The 20,227-nt window shown below is 55.0% G+C and carries 21 protein-coding genes; 16 read left to right on the top strand and 5 right to left on the bottom strand.

Annotated features, from left to right (window positions below; all coding sequences use genetic code 11):
- The 4 genes from bioB to bioD form a co-directional block, all read left to right on the top strand.
- Positions 1 to 775 (top strand): biotin synthase BioB (gene bioB / locus B880_RS0122375; protein WP_017349701.1); only part of this gene is annotated, 775 nt, incomplete at its 5' end.
- Positions 775 to 1,926 carry an 8-amino-7-oxononanoate synthase gene (gene bioF, locus B880_RS0122380; RefSeq protein WP_017349702.1) on the top strand — a complete coding sequence of 384 codons (1,152 nt, stop codon included), beginning with the start codon at positions 775 to 777 and terminating at the stop codon, positions 1,924 to 1,926. The genes bioB and bioF, both read left to right, overlap by 1 nt.
- Positions 1,907 to 2,662 carry a malonyl-ACP O-methyltransferase BioC gene (gene bioC / locus B880_RS0122385; protein ID WP_017349703.1) on the top strand — a complete coding sequence of 252 codons (756 nt, stop codon included), beginning with the start codon at positions 1,907 to 1,909 and terminating at the stop codon, positions 2,660 to 2,662. Before bioF ends, bioC begins: the two co-directional genes overlap by 20 nt.
- On the top strand, positions 2,659 to 3,330 hold the full coding sequence (gene bioD, locus B880_RS0122390; protein ID WP_017349704.1) for a dethiobiotin synthase: 672 nt from the start codon (positions 2,659 to 2,661) through the stop codon (positions 3,328 to 3,330). The genes bioC and bioD overlap by 4 nt, the downstream gene beginning before the upstream one ends.
- A 4-nt stretch (positions 3,331 to 3,334) precedes the next feature.
- Here the strand turns inward: bioD and B880_RS0122395 are convergent, their stop codons facing one another.
- The gene (locus B880_RS0122395) at positions 3,335 to 4,057 is read right to left on the bottom strand and encodes an ABC transporter ATP-binding protein (protein WP_017349705.1); all 723 of its coding nucleotides are present in this window, start codon (positions 4,055 to 4,057) and stop codon (positions 3,335 to 3,337) included.
- Positions 4,058 to 4,949: 892 nt separating this feature from the next.
- On the opposite strand from B880_RS0122395, the gene uvrB reads away from it, so the two are divergent.
- Complete coding sequence (gene uvrB / locus B880_RS0122400) at positions 4,950 to 6,971, top strand: excinuclease ABC subunit UvrB (protein WP_017349706.1); 2,022 nt, start codon at positions 4,950 to 4,952, stop codon at positions 6,969 to 6,971.
- A gap of 28 nt (positions 6,972 to 6,999) precedes the next feature.
- Here the strand turns inward: uvrB and B880_RS0122405 are convergent, their stop codons facing one another.
- Entirely contained in the window at positions 7,000 to 7,899 is a 900-nt protein-coding gene (locus B880_RS0122405) for a gluconeogenesis factor YvcK family protein (RefSeq protein WP_017349707.1), read from the bottom strand.
- Between the two features lie 274 nt (positions 7,900 to 8,173).
- Here B880_RS0122405 and moaA point away from each other — a divergent pair, with 274 nt between their 5' ends.
- The 7 genes from moaA (at position 8,174) to B880_RS0122440 (ending at position 12,798) form a co-directional block, all read left to right on the top strand.
- Positions 8,174 to 9,160, top strand: coding sequence for a GTP 3',8-cyclase MoaA (moaA, locus tag B880_RS0122410; protein WP_017349708.1), 987 nt, complete (start codon positions 8,174 to 8,176; stop codon positions 9,158 to 9,160).
- A gap of 17 nt (positions 9,161 to 9,177) precedes the next feature.
- Positions 9,178 to 9,693, top strand: a complete 516-nt coding sequence (gene moaB / locus B880_RS0122415; RefSeq protein WP_017349709.1) for a molybdenum cofactor biosynthesis protein B — start codon at positions 9,178 to 9,180, stop codon at positions 9,691 to 9,693.
- 2 nt (positions 9,694 to 9,695) lie between these two features.
- The gene (gene moaC / locus B880_RS0122420) at positions 9,696 to 10,181 is read left to right on the top strand and encodes a cyclic pyranopterin monophosphate synthase MoaC (protein WP_017349710.1); all 486 of its coding nucleotides are present in this window, start codon (positions 9,696 to 9,698) and stop codon (positions 10,179 to 10,181) included.
- Entirely contained in the window at positions 10,174 to 10,419 is a 246-nt protein-coding gene (gene moaD, locus B880_RS0122425) for a molybdopterin synthase sulfur carrier subunit (protein ID WP_017349711.1), read from the top strand. Before moaC ends, moaD begins: the two co-directional genes overlap by 8 nt.
- Before the next feature lies 1 nt (position 10,420).
- Positions 10,421 to 10,873: a molybdopterin synthase catalytic subunit MoaE gene (moaE, locus tag B880_RS0122430; RefSeq protein ID WP_017349712.1), complete on the top strand. Its 453-nt coding sequence runs from the start codon at positions 10,421 to 10,423 to the stop codon at positions 10,871 to 10,873.
- A 61-nt stretch (positions 10,874 to 10,934) separates the two neighbouring features.
- Complete coding sequence (locus B880_RS0122435; protein ID WP_017349713.1) at positions 10,935 to 12,029, top strand: DUF1615 domain-containing protein; 1,095 nt, start codon at positions 10,935 to 10,937, stop codon at positions 12,027 to 12,029.
- A 58-nt stretch (positions 12,030 to 12,087) separates the two neighbouring features.
- Positions 12,088 to 12,798, top strand: a complete 711-nt coding sequence (locus tag B880_RS0122440; protein WP_017349714.1) for a Bax inhibitor-1/YccA family protein — start codon at positions 12,088 to 12,090, stop codon at positions 12,796 to 12,798.
- A 47-nt stretch (positions 12,799 to 12,845) separates the two neighbouring features.
- Here the strand turns inward: B880_RS0122440 and B880_RS0122445 are convergent, their stop codons facing one another.
- From B880_RS0122445 to B880_RS0122455, 3 genes are read right to left on the bottom strand one after another with little or no spacing between them, the layout of a single operon-like run.
- The gene (locus B880_RS0122445) at positions 12,846 to 13,799 is read right to left on the bottom strand and encodes a lysylphosphatidylglycerol synthase transmembrane domain-containing protein (protein WP_017349715.1); all 954 of its coding nucleotides are present in this window, start codon (positions 13,797 to 13,799) and stop codon (positions 12,846 to 12,848) included.
- Complete coding sequence (gene clsB / locus B880_RS0122450) at positions 13,799 to 15,043, bottom strand: cardiolipin synthase ClsB (RefSeq protein WP_017349716.1); 1,245 nt, start codon at positions 15,041 to 15,043, stop codon at positions 13,799 to 13,801. Before clsB ends, B880_RS0122445 begins: the two co-directional genes overlap by 1 nt.
- Positions 15,040 to 15,801, bottom strand: coding sequence for an endonuclease/exonuclease/phosphatase family protein (locus B880_RS0122455; protein ID WP_017349717.1), 762 nt, complete (start codon positions 15,799 to 15,801; stop codon positions 15,040 to 15,042). The genes clsB and B880_RS0122455 overlap by 4 nt, the downstream gene beginning before the upstream one ends.
- A 177-nt stretch (positions 15,802 to 15,978) precedes the next feature.
- Here B880_RS0122455 and B880_RS0122460 point away from each other — a divergent pair, with 177 nt between their 5' ends.
- From B880_RS0122460 to B880_RS0122475, 4 genes are all read left to right on the top strand, one after another.
- Positions 15,979 to 16,371 carry a YbhQ family protein gene (locus B880_RS0122460; protein ID WP_017349718.1) on the top strand — a complete coding sequence of 131 codons (393 nt, stop codon included), beginning with the start codon at positions 15,979 to 15,981 and terminating at the stop codon, positions 16,369 to 16,371.
- A gap of 164 nt (positions 16,372 to 16,535) precedes the next feature.
- Complete coding sequence (gene rhlE, locus B880_RS0122465; RefSeq protein WP_017349719.1) at positions 16,536 to 17,897, top strand: ATP-dependent RNA helicase RhlE; 1,362 nt, start codon at positions 16,536 to 16,538, stop codon at positions 17,895 to 17,897.
- Positions 17,898 to 17,899: 2 nt separating this feature from the next.
- A complete protein-coding gene (gene dusC / locus B880_RS0122470) occupies positions 17,900 to 18,853 on the top strand; it encodes a tRNA dihydrouridine(16) synthase DusC (protein ID WP_017349720.1) in 954 nt (317 codons plus the stop codon).
- A gap of 68 nt (positions 18,854 to 18,921) precedes the next feature.
- Positions 18,922 to 20,121: an MFS transporter gene (locus B880_RS0122475; protein ID WP_017349721.1), complete on the top strand. Its 1,200-nt coding sequence runs from the start codon at positions 18,922 to 18,924 to the stop codon at positions 20,119 to 20,121.
- The last annotated feature ends 106 nt before the right edge of the window (positions 20,122 to 20,227 follow it).

Raw genomic sequence — 20,227 nt, forward strand, 5'->3', positions numbered from 1 at the left:
AAAAGCGGCGGGTTCGAGCCGTTTCTGCATGGGCGCCGCATGGAAAAACCCACACGAACGTGACATGCCTTACCTCGAACAGATGGTCAAAGGGGTGAAAGCAATGGGGATGGAAACCTGCATGACGCTGGGGACGTTAAACGGCGATCAGGCTCAGCGCCTGGCGGGCGCAGGCCTGGATTTCTACAACCATAACCTCGATACCTCACCGGAGTTTTACGGCAGCATTATCACGACCCGCAGTTATCAGGAGCGTCTTGATACGTTAGATCAGGTGCGTGGTGCCGGTATCAAAGTGTGTTCAGGCGGGATTGTGGGATTGGGTGAAACCGTGACAGACCGTGCGGGTTTGCTGGTGCAGTTAGCAAACTTGCCAAAACCGCCAGAGAGCGTGCCAATCAACATGCTGGTGAAGGTTAAAGGCACCCCCCTGGCGGATAACGAGGATGTCGATGCGTTTGATTTTATTCGTACCATTGCCGTTGCACGCATCATGATGCCCGCTTCGCATGTACGCTTGTCTGCCGGACGTGAACAGATGAGCGAGCAGACGCAGGCGATGTGCTTTATGGCAGGGGCAAATTCCATCTTCTACGGCTGCAAGTTACTGACCACCACCAATCCGGAAGAGGATAAAGACCTGCAACTGTTCCGCAAACTGGGGCTTAACCCGGAACACACGGCCACCCAGCACGGTGACAATGAACAGCAGCAGCACTTAAGTGAGCAACTGTTGTATGCCGATACCGAGCAATTTTATAACGCGGCGCACTGATGAACTGGTCAGCACGTATTCAGCAGGCGCTGAGCGAGCGTCAGCAGCAGCATGCGTGGCGTAGCCGTCCGCAGGTGCAACACAATAGCACGCGTGAAATTCAGGTAGAGGGGCAGCGCTATCTGCACTTCTCCAGCAATGACTATCTGGGTTTAAGCCAGCACCCCGCGTTGATTGCTGGCTGGCAGCAGGGGGCCAAAGCGGGTGCGGGTGCTGGCGCTTCCGGGCATGTGACCGGCTATCGCCAACAGCAGGCGGAACTGGAAGAAGCGCTGGCGTCATGGCTCGGCTATCCGCGGGCACTGCTGTTTGTTTCGGGCTTTGCGCTGAACCAGGCCATTATCCATCTGCTGGCGGGCAAAGACGATCGTTTACTCGCTGATAAGCTCTCGCACGCCTCATTGCTGGAGGCGGCCAGTCTGGCTCCGGCACAACTGCGCCGCTTTGCCCACAACCAGCCTCACAGCTTACAGCGTTTGCTGGCACAGCCCGCCAGCGGTGCCACCCTTGTCATCACTGAAGGGATATTCAGCATGGACGGTGACAGCGCACCGCTGGCCGAGATTGCTCAGGCAACCGCGGCCGCCGAGGGTTGGTTACTGGTAGACGATGCGCATGGGATTGGCGTGACGGGCGATCAGGGGCGTGGCAGTTGCTGGCAGCAGGGGGTTAAACCGCAGCTTCAGGTCATCACCTTTGGCAAAGCGTTTGGGGTCAGCGGTGCTGCATTGCTGTGTGACGACGCCACGGCAGACTACATGGTGCAGTTCGCTCGCCATTTGATCTACTCCACCGCGCTGCCACCGGCACAGATTGGTGCATTGCACGCTGCGCTGCTGGCGGTACAACAGGCTGATGGTGCGCGCGCCACTCTGCAACAGAATATCGCCCATTTCCGGCGCGGGGCGGCTTCGCTACCCTGGCAGCTGTTGCCGTCTGAAAGCGCTATTCAGCCGCTGGTGATCGGTGAAAACAGCGCTGCGTTGGCGCTCTCTCGCCAACTGGCACAGGCAGGCTGTTGGGTCAGCGCGATTCGCCCGCCCACCGTCCCGCCTGGCACCGCACGCCTGCGTATTACCCTCACCGCCGCACATCGAACCGAAGATATTGATCGATTGCTGGAGGTGCTACATGACGCAGCCAGTGAATAAGCAGGCGGTGGCGAAAGCCTTTGGCCGCGCCGCCAGCCACTACGACCAGCACGCCGAACTGCAACGACTGAGTGGCGAGGCGCTGCTAACGCTGGCACCTACAGCCCCCGGGCGCGATGTGCTGGACATTGGCTGTGGCACCGGGCGTTACAGCCGCTACTGGCGCGCTCGCGGTCATCATGTTACTGCCCTTGATCTCTCCAGTGCCATGTTAGATCAGGCGCGCGCTGCCGACTCAGCCGATAGCTATGTTCAGGCCGATCTGGATGCGCTGCCGCTGCCAGCAAGGAGTGTGGATCTGGTCTGGAGCAACCTGGCGGTGCAGTGGAGTAGCGACTTAGGCACAGCACTGCAACAGCAGTGCCGTCTGTTACGCAGCGGCGGAAGCGTTATGTTCTCGACGTTACTGGAAGCTTCGCTACAGGAAGTGAACCAGGCCTGGCAGGTGCTGGACCGGTTGCCACACACCAATCGGTTTCTCAGTCAGCAGCAGGTGATTGCCGCTGCCGCCAGTCTGCCCCTGCGTTATCAAACGCAACAGGTGACACTGCATTTCCCCACGGCGTTAGCGGCGATGCGCTCACTCAAAGGCATTGGTGCCACGCATTTACACCACGGGCGTCGTAATGCCTTGTTAACCCGGCATGGACTGGCGCAGCTTGAGCAGAGCTGGCCGCAAGATCAACAGGGTTACCGGCTTAGTTATCATCTGTTTTTTGGAGTCATCACGTTATGAAGCGTTGGTTTATTACGGGAACCGATACCGAAGTGGGTAAAACGGTTGCCAGCAGCGCACTGTTGCAAGCCGCGACCACGGCAGGTCTGCGTTGTGCGGGCTATAAGCCTGTGGCTTCCGGCAGCGAATTAACTGCGGAAGGTGTAAGGAACAGCGATGCGCTGGCATTACAACGCTACAGCAGCGTTGCATTACGCTATGAACAGGTCAATCCGCTGGCATTTCTGGAACCCACCTCACCGCATATCATCAGCGCGGAGGAGGGCCGGCCCATTACATTGACCGCGCTCTCGCAGGGGTTGCGAGAAGTAGAGCAGCACGCTGACTGGGTATTGGTTGAAGGAGCAGGTGGCTGGTACACGCCGCTCAGCGAACAGTTTACGTTTGCGGATTGGGTGGTGGCTGAACAGCTCCCGGTGATTCTGGTGGTGGGCATTAAGCTGGGATGTATCAATCACGCCATGCTGACCATGGATGCGGTGCGGGCGCAAGGATTGCCGCTGGCAGGCTGGATAGCCAATGGTGTTCAGCCAGCGGGCAAACGCCATGCAGAGTATCTCGCTACGTTACACCAGCGACTCCCTGCACCCTGTTTAGGGGAAATTCCGTATCTGAGTGACCCGGCGCAACTGACGGCCTGCGGCCACTTCCTGCGTTTGCCCGACTGACCTCTCAGGTGACGGTAAGCCACTTGTTAACCATCATATCATCCAACTGAGCCATCTCACCGTGGGCCACATTGCGCCCACGGTGCAGCAGTAAGAAGTAGTCTGCAACGCGGCGTATGAATGACAACCGCTGCTCCAGCAGCAGCACCGTCAGGCCGTAATCACGATTGAGGCGGCGAATCAGATTACCCATCTCCTCTTCCAGCCATGGCGACATCCCTTCCGTGGGTTCATCCAGTATCAGCAGTTTCGGCTGGAGCACTAACGCTCGCGCCAGTGCCAGATGCTGTTGCTGAGCAACCGGCAGTTCACCACTGCGTAGATGGCGCAACGAATAGAGGTGTGGGAACAGATCGAACACCATTTGTGGAATCGCCGGATGAGGATTTTCCATGCCTGCGCCCGCCAGCAAGGCGATCAGCAGGTTATCCTCGACGCTCATCTGGGAAAAAATATGGCGTCCCTGGGGGACGTAACCGATACCCATACGTGCCCGCTGCTCTGGCGGTTGCAACAACATATTGGCGGGGGGAGAGCCATCTTCCTGCCAGGTCATGGTGCCGCTGTTAATCGGTAAGCGCCCCATGATGCAGTTGACCAGCGTGGTTTTCCCCATGCCAGGGCGGCCCAACACCCCGGTACAGGTGCCAGGGGGGAGATCAAGATCAACATCCCATAAAATGTGGTTCTGACCGTAGAACTGATTGACCGAACGTAAACTCAGCATCTGGGGGCTCCTCTCAGAATCGTAACCTGAATGCTTCCGCTCTCTGTCGTCTGGCAAACAGTGAATAACAAGTCACAGCGTTAAAGGGGGGGCAGGCCTGAGCCTGACATACCTTCAGATAGCTGCAATTTTCAGGCCAAAAATTGGAGAGACGGGGATGGAAGGCGGAAGAGTGTGCGCTAGCGCTATAAAAACACAGAAATAATGTTAAACAGTTGAGTGCGGGAATCACTTTGATGCTCCCCACTAGTGCTTGAAGCTAATCAATCGTGGTGCAGATGCAGAGTGATAACGCACGGGTATGATTGTTGATGAAGCGGAAGATATGCACATTACGCCTGAAAAACCACCACGATTGAGCTTGAGAGACACTGATGATTAAGGGGGGACGTAAAAATAATCCGCAAAAAAATATTTTTTTTACTCAGAGGATTAAGCGGGAAAAATTATACACAGCCTATGGCGTCAGGGCTGGAGACAGTTATCCACTATTCCTGTGGATAACCTTGTGCATTAGATTCTGACAACAAGGCGCAAGCGAGGAAATACGCGGCTTACCTACATTATGCTGAGAAACTGGCCTAAAAAGAGATATCCATTTAAATCAATATGTTATTTAAAAGCAATACTCAGAATTATCTAGCTGGTCATCTGGCTGTAATTTTATGACGCTCTCTTGACAAATGTTAAATCTCAACACGGTCTGGGGATAACCCGCGCACAAAGCCAAATTTGTGTCGACGGGTTTAACTGCACTAATAAGCAGCAGCGTGCTGTGCAACTATAGTGGAGGATTACTGGCAATATATCCAGTATTTTTTGCTGGCAAAATCAGCCAGGCAGAGTAGAATTATCATCCAGCTCGTCGCCTTTTCAGCAGGAACCCCATTTCATGAGTAAAGCGTTTAAACTGAATTCCGCCTTCAAGCCCTCTGGCGATCAGCCTGAGGCGATTCAGCGCCTCAAAGAGGGGCTGGAAGATGGACTGGCCCATCAGACGTTATTAGGGGTGACCGGTTCAGGGAAGACGTTTACCGTGGCCAACGTGATTGCCGATCTCAATCGGCCCACCATGATCCTGGCACCCAACAAAACGCTCGCAGCGCAGTTATACGGTGAAATGAAAGAGTTCTTCCCGGACAACGCCGTGGAGTTCTTTGTCTCCTACTACGATTACTACCAGCCAGAAGCCTATGTGCCAAGCTCCGACACCTTCATTGAGAAAGATGCGGCGGTGAATGAGCATATCGAACAGATGCGTCTGTCAGCGACGAAAGCGATGCTGGAGCGCCGCGATGTGATTGTTGTGGCCTCCGTGTCGGCCATCTACGGCTTAGGTGATCCTGACCTTTATTTAAAAATGATGCTCCACCTCAGCCGGGGCATGATCATCGATCAACGCAGCATTTTGCGTCGTCTGGCGGAGTTGCAGTACGCCCGTAATGACCAGGCCTTCCAGCGCGGGACTTTCCGCGTGCGCGGTGAAGTGATCGATATCTTCCCCGCTGAATCAGATGACATCGCGCTGCGCGTAGAGTTGTTCGACGATGAAGTTGAGCGCTTATCGCTGTTCGATCCCCTCACGGGCCAGGTGGAGTCGGTGGTGCCACGTTTTACCATCTATCCCAAGACGCACTACGTGACGCCACGTGAGCGTATTTTGCAGGCGATGGAAGAGATCAAAGTGGAGTTAGTCGATCGGCGTAAGAACCTGATGGACAATAACAAACTGCTGGAAGAGCAGCGCATTACCCAGCGCACCCAGTTCGATCTGGAGATGATGAACGAACTGGGCTACTGCTCAGGCATCGAGAACTACTCCCGTTACCTCTCCGGGCGCGGCCCTGGTGAGCCACCACCGACCTTGTTCGACTACCTGCCCGCGGATGGTTTGCTGGTGGTGGATGAGTCCCACGTCACTATCCCGCAAATTGGTGGCATGTACCGTGGCGACCGTGCGCGAAAAGAGACGCTGGTGGAGTATGGTTTCCGTCTGCCTTCCGCACTGGATAACCGCCCGCTGAAGTTTGAAGAGTTTGAAGGCCTGGCCCCGCAGACAATTTATGTCTCAGCAACGCCAGGTAACTACGAGCTGGAGAAGTCTGGCGATGAAGTGATTGATCAGCTGGTGCGTCCTACTGGCCTGCTGGACCCCATCATTGAAGTGCGTCCGGTGGGCACACAGGTGGACGACTTGCTCTCTGAAATTCGTCAACGTGTCGCGGTCAATGAGCGCGTGCTGGTCACGACGTTGACCAAAAGAATGGCCGAAGATCTGACGGAATATCTGGAAGAGCATGGTGAGCGCGTGCGCTATCTGCACTCGGACATTGATACCGTTGAGCGCATGGAAATTATCCGTGACTTGCGTCTGGGTGAGTTCGATGTGCTGGTCGGGATTAACCTGCTGCGTGAAGGCCTGGATATGCCGGAAGTGTCGCTGGTGGCGATTCTGGATGCAGATAAAGAGGGCTTCCTGCGTTCAGAGCGCTCGCTGATTCAGACCATTGGTCGCGCCGCGCGTAACGTTAATGGCCGGGCAATTCTGTATGGCGATCGTATTACCAACTCCATGGCCCGTGCCATTGAAGAGACCGAACGTCGCCGCGAGAAGCAGCAGAAATACAATGAAGACAACGGCATTGTGCCGCAGGGCTTGAACAAGAAGATCACTGACATCCTCGAGCTGGGCAAGAATGTCGTGAAAACGCGCGGCAAGGCGAAAGGCAAACGTCCAGGTGTGGTCGAGGAAGAGACCGATTTTCAGGCGCTCACCCCGCAGGGCCTACAGAAGAAAATCCACGAGCTGGAAGCGCAGATGCAACAGCATGCGCAGAACCTCGAATTCGAAGAGGCGGCCACAGTTCGCGATCAGCTGCATCAACTGCGCGAACTGTTTATTGCCACTTCCTGACAGCAAAGCCACCTGTATTAGCAGGTGGCTATAACGTCTGGATGGCATGCTCCAGCGCAACGCGCAGCAGTTGGCGATCGTGGCGATAGCGAATATCCACCGCCTCCAGCGGTTCACGGATGATCAGGCGGTTCTCTACGCCTTGTGTATCACCGGATGGGCCAACCAGCACCGCATCGACGACCCGTTTGCCAATCGACTGTTCCATAATCGCCAGCTTATCCTGCACGCTCAGCTGACCGGCTGGGCTGTGTTCCCGGCCCAGATTATCGATAAAGACCACGGTGGCTGGCGTGCGCCGAAGTGCTTGTGCCATCTCTTCCAGCAACAGGACGGGCATCAGGCTGGTGTAAAAACTGCCGGGACCGAGCAATATCAGGTCGGCGCGAGCGACCGCTTCCAGCGCTTCACGCGTGGTTTTCACATTTGGATGCAGCATCAGCGTTTCCGGTGTCTGCTGCATGGCATCAATGGCCGTTTCTCCGTACACCATATTGCCTTCCGCATCGGAAGCCACCAGGTCTACCGGTTGTTCCGACATCGGGATTAGAAAAGCTTCGACTTTTAACAGATTGCGAATGATGTTGATCGCTTCCAGCGGACGCACGCTGAGGTGATCCAACGCTTTCAGGATCAAATTACCCAGATTATGCCCCGCTAATTCGCCATTGCCGCTAAAACGGTACTCAAACATGGCAGAGGCGACACTTGGCTCGGTAATGAGTTGGTTAATGCAGTTACGCATATCGCCCCAGGCAATACCGCCTTCTGAGCGACGGATGCGGCCGGTCGATCCCCCATTGTCGGTGGTGGTGACAATCCCGGTCAGGCGTGAACCCAGGAAAGAGAGCGAGGACATTACGCGCCCGAGGCCGTGTCCGCCCCCCAGAGCCACTACGCGGTCAAGGTCAGCCAGCGTTCGATTCATACTTCTCCTACGGTGGCCGCGTATTGCGGCCAAAAGCGGTCAACAGTGATAAATGCCATACAACGGCCGCTTAACAGAGGTCAAAAGGCACAGATCGAGTATATATATCGTTTAGCCAGCCTGGAATAGTATGGGATTTAGCGATACTATTTTTCTTGAGCCAAAAAAGGCTCATTCACTTCAGCCAGGGCAGGCAATTACTGTGCTGGTCGGTAGCCGGGCGCTATCGAGGTGCAATCACTGCACTGTATTCACAAATCCTGAAAGGTGTTCGGTGTCCCAGTTTTCAGATGCATATGACCGCCGGTTCTACTACCTGCGGTTGTCGGTCACGGACGTGTGTAACTTCCGCTGTACCTATTGCCTGCCTGATGGTTATCGGCCTCAGGGGGTAAACAACAACAGTTTTCTCTCGCTGGAGGAGATCCGCCGCGTGACGCGCGCCTTTGCGGCTGCCGGCACCGAAAAGGTTCGACTCACGGGGGGAGAGCCCTCTCTGCGTCGCGATTTCACCGACATTATTGCCGCCGTGCGCGAAAATCCAGGCATCCGTCAGATAGCCATGACCACCAACGGTTACCGTATGGAACGGGATGTCGACAAGTGGCGCGCTGCTGGCCTTACTCACCTCAATGTCAGCGTGGATAGCCTGGATGCGCGTCAGTTTCACGCCATCACCGGGCAGGATAAATTTTACCAGGTGATGGCGGGTATTGATGCCGCCTTTGCCGCGGGTTTCACCCAGGTCAAAGTCAACAGCGTGTTGATGCGTGAACACAACAGCCACCAACTGGCGACCTTTTTGGCGTGGATCCGCAATCGGCCCATCCAGCTGCGCTTTATCGAATTAATGGAAACCGGCGAGGGCGGGGCGTTATTTCGCCAGCAGCATATTTCTGGCACGGTGATCCGCGACCAGCTGTTACAACAAGGCTGGCAACTGCGTAGCCGCAGTCGTAGCGATGGCCCTGCGCAGGTGTTTTATCACCCGGACTATCTGGGTGAGGTCGGGTTAATCATGCCCTACGAAAAAGATTTTTGTGCCAGCTGTAACCGCCTGCGGGTCTCCGCAGTGGGCAATTTGCATCTCTGTCTGTTTGGTGACGCAGGGATTCCGCTGCGTGATTTGCTGGCGGCGGACGACCAGCTGGATGCCTTACAGGCGCGCATTGCCACCAGCCTTGGGCAGAAAAAGCAGACGCATTTTCTCCATCAGGGCAACACCGGCATTACGCAAAACCTCTCATTTATTGGCGGCTGACTTCAGGAGTGATGGTCATGAGCAAATCTGGCGGCGAATTTATCGCCCTTAATCTGGCAGTGTTAACCATTTCAGATAAACGTGATGCCAGCAACGATACCTCAGGGGACTATCTGCGGGAAGCTGCGACGGAAGCCGGGCATCAGGTGGTGGATCATGCGGTGATTGGCGACAATCGTTACCGTATTCGCGCGATTATCTCGCGCTGGATTGCCAGTGAAGATGTCCAGGTGGTGATCATTAACGGCGGCACCGGCTTTAACAGCCAAAACAGCACGCCTGAGGCACTGCTACCGCTGTTTGATCGGGAGATTCAGGGGTTTGGTGAACTGTCCCGTATGTTCTCCTATGAGGATATCGGTAGTGCGTCGTTGCAGTCTCGCGCGGTAGCGGGCATGGCTAATCAGACGCTGATCTTTGCAGTTCCTGGCTCAACCAGCGCCTGTCAAAGCGCGTGGGAACGCATTATTAACGAGCAACTCGATGCGCGTACGCGCCCATGTAATTTTGTTAAACATCTGAAGAAGCTGTAATTATGTCACAACTCACCCATATCAACGCGGCTGGTGAGGCGCACATGGTGGATGTTTCCGCCAAAGCCGAAACCTTGCGTGAAGCGCGAGCCGAAGCGTTCGTTTCTATGCAGGCGACCACCCTGAGCATGATCACTGAAGGTCGGCATGATAAAGGCGATGTGTTTGCCACTGCGCGCATTGCTGGTATTCAGGCGGCGAAACGCACCTGGGAGCTGATTCCCCTGTGCCATCCGCTGATGCTGAGCAAAGTCGAAGTTAACCTGACCGCCGAGCCTGAACACAACCGGGTACGAATTGTTTCCCTCTGCCGTCTGACCGGTAAAACCGGCGTTGAGATGGAAGCGTTGACCGCGGCTTCGGTTGCGGCATTAACCATTTACGACATGTGCAAAGCCGTGCAGAAAGATATCGTGATTGAGCAGGTACGCTTGCTGCAAAAAAGCGGTGGCAAGTCAGGTGATTTCAAGGCGAGTGAAGATGCTTAAAGTGCTGTTTTTTGCTCAGGTGCGTGAACTGACCGGCACCGATGAGCTGACCATGCCCGCCCATTTTGCCGACGTAGCGGCACTGCGTGAAGCGCTGGCGGCACAAAGTGACCGCTGGGATTTGGCTCTGACGTCTGGCAAGTTGCTGGCAGCGGTCAATCAGACGCTGGTGCCGATGGATCATCCGCTGCAAGCGGGTGATGAAGTGGCATTTTTCCCACCGGTAACCGGAGGTTGACGTGGAAACCCGTATTCGTGTTGGCACAGCGCCTTTCAGCATGGCCGAAGAGTATGCCTGGCTCGCCGCCTGCGACAGTGATGGTGCCGTAGTGACGTTTACCGGTAAGGTGCGCAATCACAATCTTGGCAGCAGCGTCGCTGCGTTAACGCTGGAGCACTACCCGGGCATGACAGAAAAAGCGCTACAGGAGATTGTGGCCGAGGCACGTCAGCGCTGGCCATTGCAGCGAGTGACGTTGATTCATCGCGTCGGCGCACTCTATCCTGGTGATGAGATTGTGCTGGTCGGTGTGACAGCATCGCACCGGGGAGCGGCCTTTGCCGCCGCCGAAATGATGATGGATTACCTGAAAACCCGCGCACCTTTCTGGAAGCGCGAACAGACCGGGCAGGGTGAACGCTGGGTTGAATCGCGTGAGAGTGACCAAACAGCGGCCCAACGCTGGGAGTAAACCATGCTGGGCCGGGGCTATGCTATGCTTCCGCTGTCACCGAACTGATTCAGGAAGAACCATGTCCGCGCGTTATTTATACTCTCATTTCATGCTGGTTCTGCTGCTAGTGCTGGCCGGTTGTAGCAGCCAGAAAAAAGCCACAATCTCTGAACGCCCACCTGCGGATGTCAAAGCGCAAATCCGCCAACTGCTGCCGCCGCATGTCAGCAATAAGGCGGATTGGGCGAGTGATATTTACACCAGCTTTACCGCGCAGAAGTTAGACACTTCTGCCAGCCAGCTGTGTGCGGTGATTGCCGTGGCTGACCAGGAGTCTAACTTCAACGCTGATGCGCCAGTGAGCGGGTTACCCAAGATTGCCTGGGGAGAGATTAACCGGCGTGCTGGCACCCTGCATATTCCGGCATTTTTAGTACGCACGGCGTTGTTAATTAAATCACCGACTGGCGAGAGTTATGCGGTACGCCTTGATAAAGTGCGCAGTGAAAAAGAACTCAGCGCCATCTTTGATGACTTAATCGATTCGGTGCCGATGGGACAGCGGCTGTTTGGCGATCTCAACCCGATTCATACCGGCGGCCCGATGCAGGTCAGCATCTCGTTTGCAGAAGCACATGAAAAGGGCTACCCATGGCCGATTGATAAAACCATTCGCCGTGAAGTCTTTACCCGTCATGGTGGCATCTACTTTGGCACTATGCATCTGCTGGGCTACCCGGCGGATTACAGCCAGCCGCTCTACCGTTTTGCCGATTATAATGCGGGTTGGTACGCCAGCCGTAATGCGGCATTTCAGGCAGCGGTGGCGCGCTTAAGTGGTGTGAAGCTGGCGCTGGACGGGGATCTGATTCGTTACGATTCTGATGCGGCAGGGAGCACTGAACTGGCGGTACGCCGGATAAGCGACCGGCTGGAGATGAGCAACCACGATATTCGCCGTGATCTGAATCTTGGCGAGCAGCCAGAATTCAGCCGTAGTGTGCTGTGGCGTAAAGTGTTTGCGCTCGCAGATAAACAGGCGGCTAAACCGCTGGCGCGGGAGATGCTGCCGGGCATCAAACTGGAAAGCCCGAAAATTACCCGCGATTTAACCACCGCCTGGTTCGCCCGGCGTGTAAACGATCGTTACCAACAATGCCTGAGTCGCCGTTGACGGCGTTGCGCCGTACGTCCAGACTTAAGGCAGTTCTTTCACTTACAAGAGGTGCATCATGGACCGATATCCACAATCCAGTGATCCAATCGTACAGCGTACTTCCGTTGGCCTGCAGACCTATATGGCGCAAGTCTACGGTTGGATGACCTGTGGTCTGTTACTTACCGCTTTTGTTGCCTGGTTTGCTGCCCGCACGCCAGCAGTCATGGAACTGGTGTTTGCCAGTCGTATGACCTTTTTCGGCCTGGTCATCGCGCAGCTTGCGGTGGTCTTTGTGCTCTCCGGCATGGTACAGCGCCTGAGTGGTGCGCTGGCGACTGGCTTGTTTATGCTCTATTCGGCGCTAACCGGCTTAACGATGGCGAGTATTTTTGTGGTTTACACCTACTCGTCAATTGCCAGCACCTTCTTTGTGACTGCCGGAATGTTCGGTGCCATGAGCTTCTATGGCTACACCACCAAACGCGACCTTAGCCGTTTCGGTAGCCTGCTGTTTATGGCGTTGATTGGTATTTTGCTGGCTTCGCTGGTGAATTTCTGGCTGAAAAGCTCTGCATTGATGTGGGCCATCACCTATATCGGTGTGGTAGTGTTTGTTGGTCTGACGGCTTATGACACACAGAAACTGAAAAACATCGGTGAAAGTATTAATACCAATGATAAAGAACAGCTGCGTCGTTATTCGATCCTTGGCGCGCTGACGCTGTATCTCGACTTTATTAACCTGTTCCTGATGCTGTTGCGTATTTTCGGCAGCCGTCGTTAATGCGTTTTGATCACAGCGCCTGTTCCGGGCGCTGTGATACTTCCCCGCTAGATGTTCTGCACATTTTTTTCGCGTAAATGCCTGGCCTGACTCTCCAGCCACAGATAGAGCACCAGTGCCACGACCAGCGGCAAAATAAAGTACAGCACCCGATAGGCGAGCAGGGCGGCGATAATGGTGCTGTGCGGTAATTGCCCTCCAAGTAGTGCAAGAAACACCGCTTCCAGTACACCAATCCCGGCCGGAATATGCACTATGACGCCCGCAATGCTGCTGATCAGTAAGACCCCAGAGACCTGCATAAAGTCAGCCTGTTGTCCCAGTAATAGCCAGATAATGGTGCTCATCACCAACCAGTTTGCGCAGGAAACGGCAAACTGAAACATCGCCATCCGCCAGCCAGGCAGTTGTAGCTTTCTGCCTTTTACCGTCCAGTGTCGGCGCTTGGCAAAGGTGCAGCCAGAGAAATAGGCGATAACCAGACACAACAAGCCTAAGCCGATCAGACGCAGCGCGGTGCTGCCAACAAACCAGCCCTGGGGAAGCGGCACCCAGCCCGCAGTAAAAATGATGCCCGCTAACAGGATGTAGCCCAGCCAGTTGGTGGCGATACTCAAAGAGAAAATGCGCGTGATCGTACCCCCGGGCAGACCAAGCCTGGAGTAGAGACGGTAGCGCATCGCCACGCCACCCACCCAGGTACTGAGGGTGAGGTTAAACGCGTAACAGATAAAGGAGACCAGCATGACCTGGCGTTTTGCCAGCTTATGCCCGCAGTAGGCACGGCCAATCAGATCGTATATTCCGTAGAGGGCATAACTGACGGCGACCAGTACCAGCGCACTGGCTATCGCAATACGGTTATAGTGGGTAATAACATGCCAGACATCTGCCCAGTTGACCTTGCTGGCATACACCACCAACAGCACCACGACGGCAATAAAAAACAGCACCGTCAGGAATTTTTTTATTCGTTGTCCACGCGAATGTCTTCTGCTCATCAGGGTTTCGCTCCTTGATTCTCTGTTTCTATCCGGTCCTGCGTTTCCATTTCCGGCTGTACCGGCGGTTCGACGAGTGCGAGTTTAGGCGTATGGGCAGGGAGCCAGCCAACCATCGCCGGGAAGTGGCGCAGAAAGTGGAAAACCACCACGTTTTTAGTCAGTTGCCACAGATTGCGTGGCGGAAGTTGATGTGCTTCCACCCGCTGGCAATCCTGTTCCAGCAGCTGTTGCAGGTTGTCACGCAGGGTCTGATTAAACTGGCGGTCATAGATGATCAAATTGGCTTCCAGATTGAGCGATAAACTCAGCGGGTCAAGATTACTGGAGCCGACGGTAGACCACTGCTGATCCTGCACCGCGACTTTGCCATGCAGTGGGCGACGGCAATACTCATACACTTCAACCCCGCCCTCAACCAGGTAGTTATAGAGCAGTTCTGCGCCCACTTTTACAATGGGCATATCCGGCTCGCCCTGCACAATTAAACGGACGGTTACGCCGCGCCGCGCTGCATTGCGCATTTCTCGCAGCAGGCGGTAGCCAGGGAAGAAGTACGCATTAGCAATCGTGACCTCCTGACGCGCGGTGCGCAGCATGTCGAGATAGTGTTGCTCAATGGCATCACGATGGGCTTCGTTATCGCGAAAGACAAACAGCACCTGAGCGTTACCCGGTTGCCTGTTGCGGGCCAGCGGAGAGTGACGTCTTTGCCACCAGCGGCGCACCGGCCGATCGCTGCCAAAGGCCTGTAATTCATAGCGGCTGATATCCTCAACCACCGGCCCCGTGACTTCAACGGCATAGTCTTGCTTGGCCTGCGGACCAAAGTCGGTATTGTGTTCGGCAGAGAAGTTGATGCCGCCAACAAACGCAATCCGCTGATCGACCACCACCACTTTACGGTGCAGGCGGCGGAAGACGTTGGTCCGCATCCCCAGCACGCGTGGGCGTGGATCGTAAACCATAAAACGGATGCCCGCCGCGGTAAGGCTGTTGATGTAAGCGTCACTCAATTCCGATGAGCCATAGCCATCAACCAGCAGTTCGATGTGGACACCACGCTGTGCCGCGTTGAGCAGCGCAGCGTGCAGGCGATGGCCCACCTCATCTTCAAAAAGAATAAACGTTTCCAGCAGAATACTGCGCTCGGCCCCCTCAATCGCCGCAAACACGCGAGGGAAAAAAGCATCACCATTTTCCAGCAGCTGTAACTGATTACCGTCTCGCCATTGTGCATTCATAGGTGGATCTCCACGGCCAGCGGTGCATGATCGGAAAGGTGTGACCAGGGTTTGACGGGCAGTGCCCAGGGATGGCTGGCTGAAGCATTGCGTACGTAGATACGATCGAGGCGCAGCAGGGGAAAACGCGCGGGAAAGGTGCGTTCTGGTCGGCCATATTTGCGGCTGAACACCTCGTTCAGTCCCGCATGGCGTTGCAGAAAAGCATTGGCACGCTGGCGCCAGTCATTGAAATCGCCCGCAACCACCACCGGATCATCTGCGGGTAATGCCGTGACAAACTCGGCCAGCTTTTGTAACTGTGCCAGGCGATGGGATTCCCGCAGCCCAAGATGGACGCAGATGACATGCAGGGTTTTGTGTGGTGCGGGTAAGGTGATTTGGCAGTGTAACATGCCGCGATTTTCACTTCCGGCAACAGATATGTCGAAATTTTTATACTCAACGATCGGATAACGTGACAAAATCGCATTCCCGTGGTGTCCTTCAGGATAAACCGCATTGCGGCCATAAGCGAAATCGCTCCACATCGTGTCCGCCAGGAACTCATAGTGCGGTGTATCCGGCCAGTTTTCGACTTGCAGAGGGTGGCTACTGTGTGTCCCCATCACCTCTTGCAGGAAGACAATATCGGCTGAAGTGGCACGCACCGCGTCACGCAGTTCCGGCAGAATAAAGCGACGATTAAAGCTAGTGAACCCTTTATGGGTGTTGATCGTCAGGACTTTAAATGAAAAACCGGCTGTGATTTGTGGCATACTTCGGCCCACTCCTTTCAGTATGAACAGGATAAAGTGTAGTCTCTGTCACAAATGAACGGCGGGAGGGGCAGAAATTTAGGGTGTAATCCTAAAATTGCTATAGATTGATGGCACGTCACCGGCTGCGGCTGGTTGTACTTGGGCGACCTGTTGTGTCTGCCAGGAGATGAAGATATGAAATGGTCTAATCGAGTTCAGATTGCTACCGGCCATACCTGTGTTCACATTGCCATGCATCTGTTGGTGATTGTGGCGCTGGTATTGGGTTGGCAGCATAAAAAGTTGGTTGAAGTGAGCAGTACCCTGGTTGTGGCATATGCGCTGGTGTTTATCACTATGCTGGTCACGCAGCGTAGTGCCCGTTTACGCGCTCTTGGTGATTATCTCGAAGAAGCGACGACCACGTACTACTTTGGCGCAGCGATGCTGAGCCTGTTTTTAATCTCTCGCGTTTTCCACAATCCGCTGCTGTTGGGTTGTATGGGACTGGTGATGTTAGTGGGGCCCGCACTGGTTTCACTGCTGGTAAAAGAACCCGCACCGCGTCCCGAGAAGAAGCGCAGCTGACATTCATGGGCGGCCCTCGCGCCGCCCTGATAAAGCTGCTACACTGCGCGGCTTACGCATTGTAGTTTATGCCCTTTTCACACGTTAGCTACGGCTGGCGTCATTATCCCCCTGAAAACTGCACCGTGAATCACGGTCAGGGCGGACCGGAGTAATACACTTACATGTCTTTTGACTCTCTCGGCTTGAGTGCCGATATTCTGCGCGCGATCGCCGAGCAAGGCTATAACGAGCCGACACCTATTCAGCGTCAGGCGATCCCCGTTGTCTTATCTGGCCGTGATTTGCTTGCCAGCGCGCAGACCGGTACGGGCAAAACAGCCGGTTTCACCCTGCCACTGTTGCAGTTACTGAGCACTTCTGCCGCACCTGCGCGCGGTCGCCGTCCTGTGCGTGCGTTGATTTTGACCCCAACTCGCGAACTGGCAGCTCAGGTCGGTGAGAATGTGCGTGAGTACAGTAAGCACCTTAACATCCGTTCTCTGGTGGTATTTGGCGGTGTCAGCATCAACCCTCAGATGATGAAACTGCGCGGCGGTGTAGATGTGCTGGTGGCAACGCCTGGCCGTCTGTTGGATCTGGCGCATCAGAATGCCGTTGATCTGTCTCAGGTTGAGATTCTGGTGCTGGATGAAGCGGACCGTATGCTGGATATGGGCTTTATTCACGATATCCGTCGTGTATTGGCGCGCCTGCCGGCTAAACGTCAGAACCTGCTGTTCTCAGCGACCTTCTCTGATGAGATCAAGACGCTGGCTGAAAAACTGCTGAACAACCCGGAACAAGTAGAAGTTGCACGTCGTAATACCGCTTCTGAACAGGTGAGCCAGCAGGTTCATTTTGTTGATAAGAAGCGTAAGCGGGAGCTGCTGTCGCTGATGATCGGTCAGGGCAACTGGCAGCAGGTGCTGGTGTTTACCCGTACTAAGCACGGCGCTAATCACCTGGCGGAGCAGTTAGGTAAAGACGGTATCACCGCTGCGGCGATTCACGGTAATAAGAGTCAGGGTGCCCGTACCCGTGCATTGGCTGATTTCAAATCTGGCGCAATTCGCGTATTGGTTGCGACCGATATCGCCGCCCGTGGTCTGGATATCGAAGAACTGCCGCATGTGGTGAACTATGAGTTGCCAAACGTGGCAGAAGACTATGTACACCGTATTGGTCGTACCGGTCGTGCTGCCGCTACCGGTGCTGCGCTGTCACTGGTTTGTGTCGATGAGCACAAGCTGCTGCGCGATATCGAGCGTCTGCTGAAGCGTGAAATTCCACGTCTGGAAATTGCTGGTTTTGAGCCAGATCCTTCGATCAAAGCCGAGCCGATTCAGAATGGTCGTCAACAGCCAGGTGGCCGTGGCGGTCGTGATGGCGGTCGCGGTGGTCGTGATGGTGCTCCACGTCAGGCTCGTAGCGAGCAGGGTGAGAAGCGCAATCAGCCGCGTCGTCAGGGTAATGGCGCGGGCAACGCGCAGGGTGAGCGAGCAGCACGTCCAGCTCGTCGTCCGGCTAACCGTTCCGGTCAGTAATCATGCGAGTACTGCTGGCGCCGATGGAGGGCGTACTGGATTCACTGGTGCGCGAGTTACTGTCGGAGGTTAACGATTACGATCTCTGTATTACGGAGTTTTTGCGGGTCGTTGATCAGCTGCTTCCGGTCAAGTCGTTTTATCGGCTTTGTCCGGAGTTGCAGCATGCCAGCCGTACGCCCAGTGGTACGCGGGTGCGTTTGCAGCTACTCGGTCAATATCCCGAGTGGCTGGCAGAGAATGCGGCCCGCGCTATAGAGCTGGGTTCCTGGGGCGTAGACCTCAACTGCGGTTGTCCTTCTAAAACGGTCAACGGCAGTGGTGGTGGGGCTTCATTATTAAAAGATCCCGAATTGATTTACCGTGCCGCAAAAGCCATGCGTGCAGCGGTGCCTGCCGATCTCCCCGTGACGGTAAAAGTCCGTTTGGGCTGGGATAGCGCCGGGCAGCGGTTTGAAATTGCGGATGCGGTACAGCAAGCGGGTGCCAGTGAGCTGGTAGTGCATGGCCGGACGAAAGATGACGGTTATCGTGCAGAAGCGATTAACTGGCAGGCGATTGGCGAGATCCGTCAGCGTTTGTCGATTCCCGTCATCGCTAACGGTGAGATTTGGGACTGGCAGAGCGCGCAAGATTGCCTGCGTATTACCGGTTGTGATGCCATCATGATTGGCCGTGGTGCCTTGAATGTGCCGAATTTGAGCCGAGTGATTAAAGAGAATGCTGCACCGATGCCGTGGCCTGAAGTGGTGGCGCTGTTGCAGAAGTATACCCGGCTGGAGAAGCAGGGCGATACCGGGATGTATCATGTGGCACGTATCAAGCAGTGGCTGGGATATCTACGCAAAGCGTATGGCGAAGCGGATGGTCTGTTCAGTGAGATAAGAGCGCTGAAAGTGTCACAGGATATTGCTGATGCCATTGATCGTTACGCTCTACAGGCGGTTCCCGCTTAAAAAAGGGGCGACCCATTAGCAGGCTAAGGGTATAGTAAAGGTACGCGAATATATTAATCTTACCTGCTATGTCTGATGCTGCTGTACTGAGTAATGCTCAGTTAAATAAACGAATTGTCTCCGTCATTATCTTTACCTTCTTCTGTTACCTTTCAGTTGGCCTGCCACTCGCTGTGTTGCCTGGCTTCGTCCATAACACGCTGGGGTACAGCTCTTTTGTTGCCGGTTTGATTATCAGTATTCAGTACTTTGCTACGCTGGTGAGTCGCCCTCAATCTGGCCGCCTGGCCGATCGTTTTGGCCCACGTAGTGTGGTGATGCTTGGCCTGGTTTGCTGTGGGATGAGCGGTGTGCTGACCCTGATTGCGGCGTTGACCCAGTCAAGTCCGTGGGTGAGCCTGCTGATGTTGGCATTAGGCCGCATTTTCCTCGGGTTTGGCGAGAGTTTTAGCAGCACCGGAGCTACGCTTTGGGGCATGAATATTGTGGGTCCGTTGCAGACGGCCAGGGTTATTTCCTGGAACGGCGTGGCAACGTATTCTGCAATGGCCATCGGCGCACCTTTTGGTGTCATTCTCAATAATAGTTTTGGTATCAGTGGCTTTGCCGGTCTGGTGGTGTTGATGGGCGTGGTGGGTTTTTTCATTGCCCGCAGCAAGCCCGCCGTGCAGGTTGCCATGGGTAAGCGCATTCCTTTCCATCGTGTGTTCACCCGTGTCAGTTCCTATGGACTGGCGTTAGGTTTTGGCACCATTGGTTTTGGTGTGATCGCGACCTTTATTACCCTCTATTTTGCCAGCCGTGACTGGAGCGGAGCCGCAGTGGCATTGACGTTATACAGCGCGGGTTTTGTGCTGATTCGTCTGGTGTTTAGCCGTTGTATTACTCGCTTCGGGGGCTTACGCACTTCGCTGTTTTCTCTGCTGGTTGAGTGTGTTGGACTGTTAATTATTTGGCAGGCGACTAGCGTCTGGCAGGTCGATCTGGGGGCATTCCTTACCGGCTCGGGTTTCTCACTGGTTTTCCCCGCGCTAGGCGTGGAGGCCGTGAAGCAGGTAGAGCAGCAAGATCAGGGTTCAGCATTAGGCACGTATTCAGCGTTTCTCGATTTAGGTCTGGGCCTGAGCGGTCCGGTTGCAGGACTGCTGATTGCTCACTGGGGCATTCAGTCGGTGTATCTGGCGGCAGCACTGATGGTGCTGGGGGCATTCCTGATTACCTTCCGGCTGGTACGGCGTGAACAACAAACCCCGGTCGCAGAGAGCTGAGTAGCTCGATTTATCAGGCGAGTGTTTTGACCTGGTTTACAGACAACACAACGCTACGGATTTCGGAGGGCAGGGTAATCGGAGCGAGCCACGTCGCAGCCCGATT

This window comes from Pantoea sp. A4 (genome assembly GCF_000295955.2).
GTDB classification, from domain to species: Bacteria; Pseudomonadota; Gammaproteobacteria; order Enterobacterales; family Enterobacteriaceae; genus Pantoea; species Pantoea multigeneris.

What these genes read in the sequence shown, in the direction of transcription:
- B880_RS0122435 (WP_017349713.1), top strand. Translation starts at nt 10,935, where the DNA reads ATGTCCGCGCGTTATTTATACTCTCATTTCATGCTGGTTCTGCTGCTA.
- moaD (WP_017349711.1), top strand. Translation starts at nt 10,174, where the DNA reads ATGCTTAAAGTGCTGTTTTTTGCTCAGGTGCGTGAACTGACCGGCACC.
- B880_RS0122440 (WP_017349714.1), top strand. Translation starts at nt 12,088, where the DNA reads ATGGACCGATATCCACAATCCAGTGATCCAATCGTACAGCGTACTTCC.
- dusC (WP_017349720.1), top strand. Translation starts at nt 17,900, where the DNA reads ATGCGAGTACTGCTGGCGCCGATGGAGGGCGTACTGGATTCACTGGTG.
- bioC (WP_017349703.1), top strand. Translation starts at nt 1,907, where the DNA reads ATGACGCAGCCAGTGAATAAGCAGGCGGTGGCGAAAGCCTTTGGCCGC.
- rhlE (WP_017349719.1), top strand. Translation starts at nt 16,536, where the DNA reads ATGTCTTTTGACTCTCTCGGCTTGAGTGCCGATATTCTGCGCGCGATC.
- bioD (WP_017349704.1), top strand. Translation starts at nt 2,659, where the DNA reads ATGAAGCGTTGGTTTATTACGGGAACCGATACCGAAGTGGGTAAAACG.
- bioF (WP_017349702.1), top strand. Translation starts at nt 775, where the DNA reads ATGAACTGGTCAGCACGTATTCAGCAGGCGCTGAGCGAGCGTCAGCAG.
- B880_RS0122455 (WP_017349717.1), bottom strand. Translation starts at nt 15,801, where the DNA reads ATGCCACAAATCACAGCCGGTTTTTCATTTAAAGTCCTGACGATCAAC.
- B880_RS0122405 (WP_017349707.1), bottom strand. Translation starts at nt 7,899, where the DNA reads ATGAATCGAACGCTGGCTGACCTTGACCGCGTAGTGGCTCTGGGGGGC.
- B880_RS0122445 (WP_017349715.1), bottom strand. Translation starts at nt 13,799, where the DNA reads ATGAGCAGAAGACATTCGCGTGGACAACGAATAAAAAAATTCCTGACG.
- uvrB (WP_017349706.1), top strand. Translation starts at nt 4,950, where the DNA reads ATGAGTAAAGCGTTTAAACTGAATTCCGCCTTCAAGCCCTCTGGCGAT.
- B880_RS0122395 (WP_017349705.1), bottom strand. Translation starts at nt 4,057, where the DNA reads ATGCTGAGTTTACGTTCGGTCAATCAGTTCTACGGTCAGAACCACATT.
- moaB (WP_017349709.1), top strand. Translation starts at nt 9,178, where the DNA reads ATGAGCAAATCTGGCGGCGAATTTATCGCCCTTAATCTGGCAGTGTTA.
- clsB (WP_017349716.1), bottom strand. Translation starts at nt 15,043, where the DNA reads ATGAATGCACAATGGCGAGACGGTAATCAGTTACAGCTGCTGGAAAAT.
- B880_RS0122460 (WP_017349718.1), top strand. Translation starts at nt 15,979, where the DNA reads ATGAAATGGTCTAATCGAGTTCAGATTGCTACCGGCCATACCTGTGTT.
- moaC (WP_017349710.1), top strand. Translation starts at nt 9,696, where the DNA reads ATGTCACAACTCACCCATATCAACGCGGCTGGTGAGGCGCACATGGTG.
- B880_RS0122475 (WP_017349721.1), top strand. Translation starts at nt 18,922, where the DNA reads ATGTCTGATGCTGCTGTACTGAGTAATGCTCAGTTAAATAAACGAATT.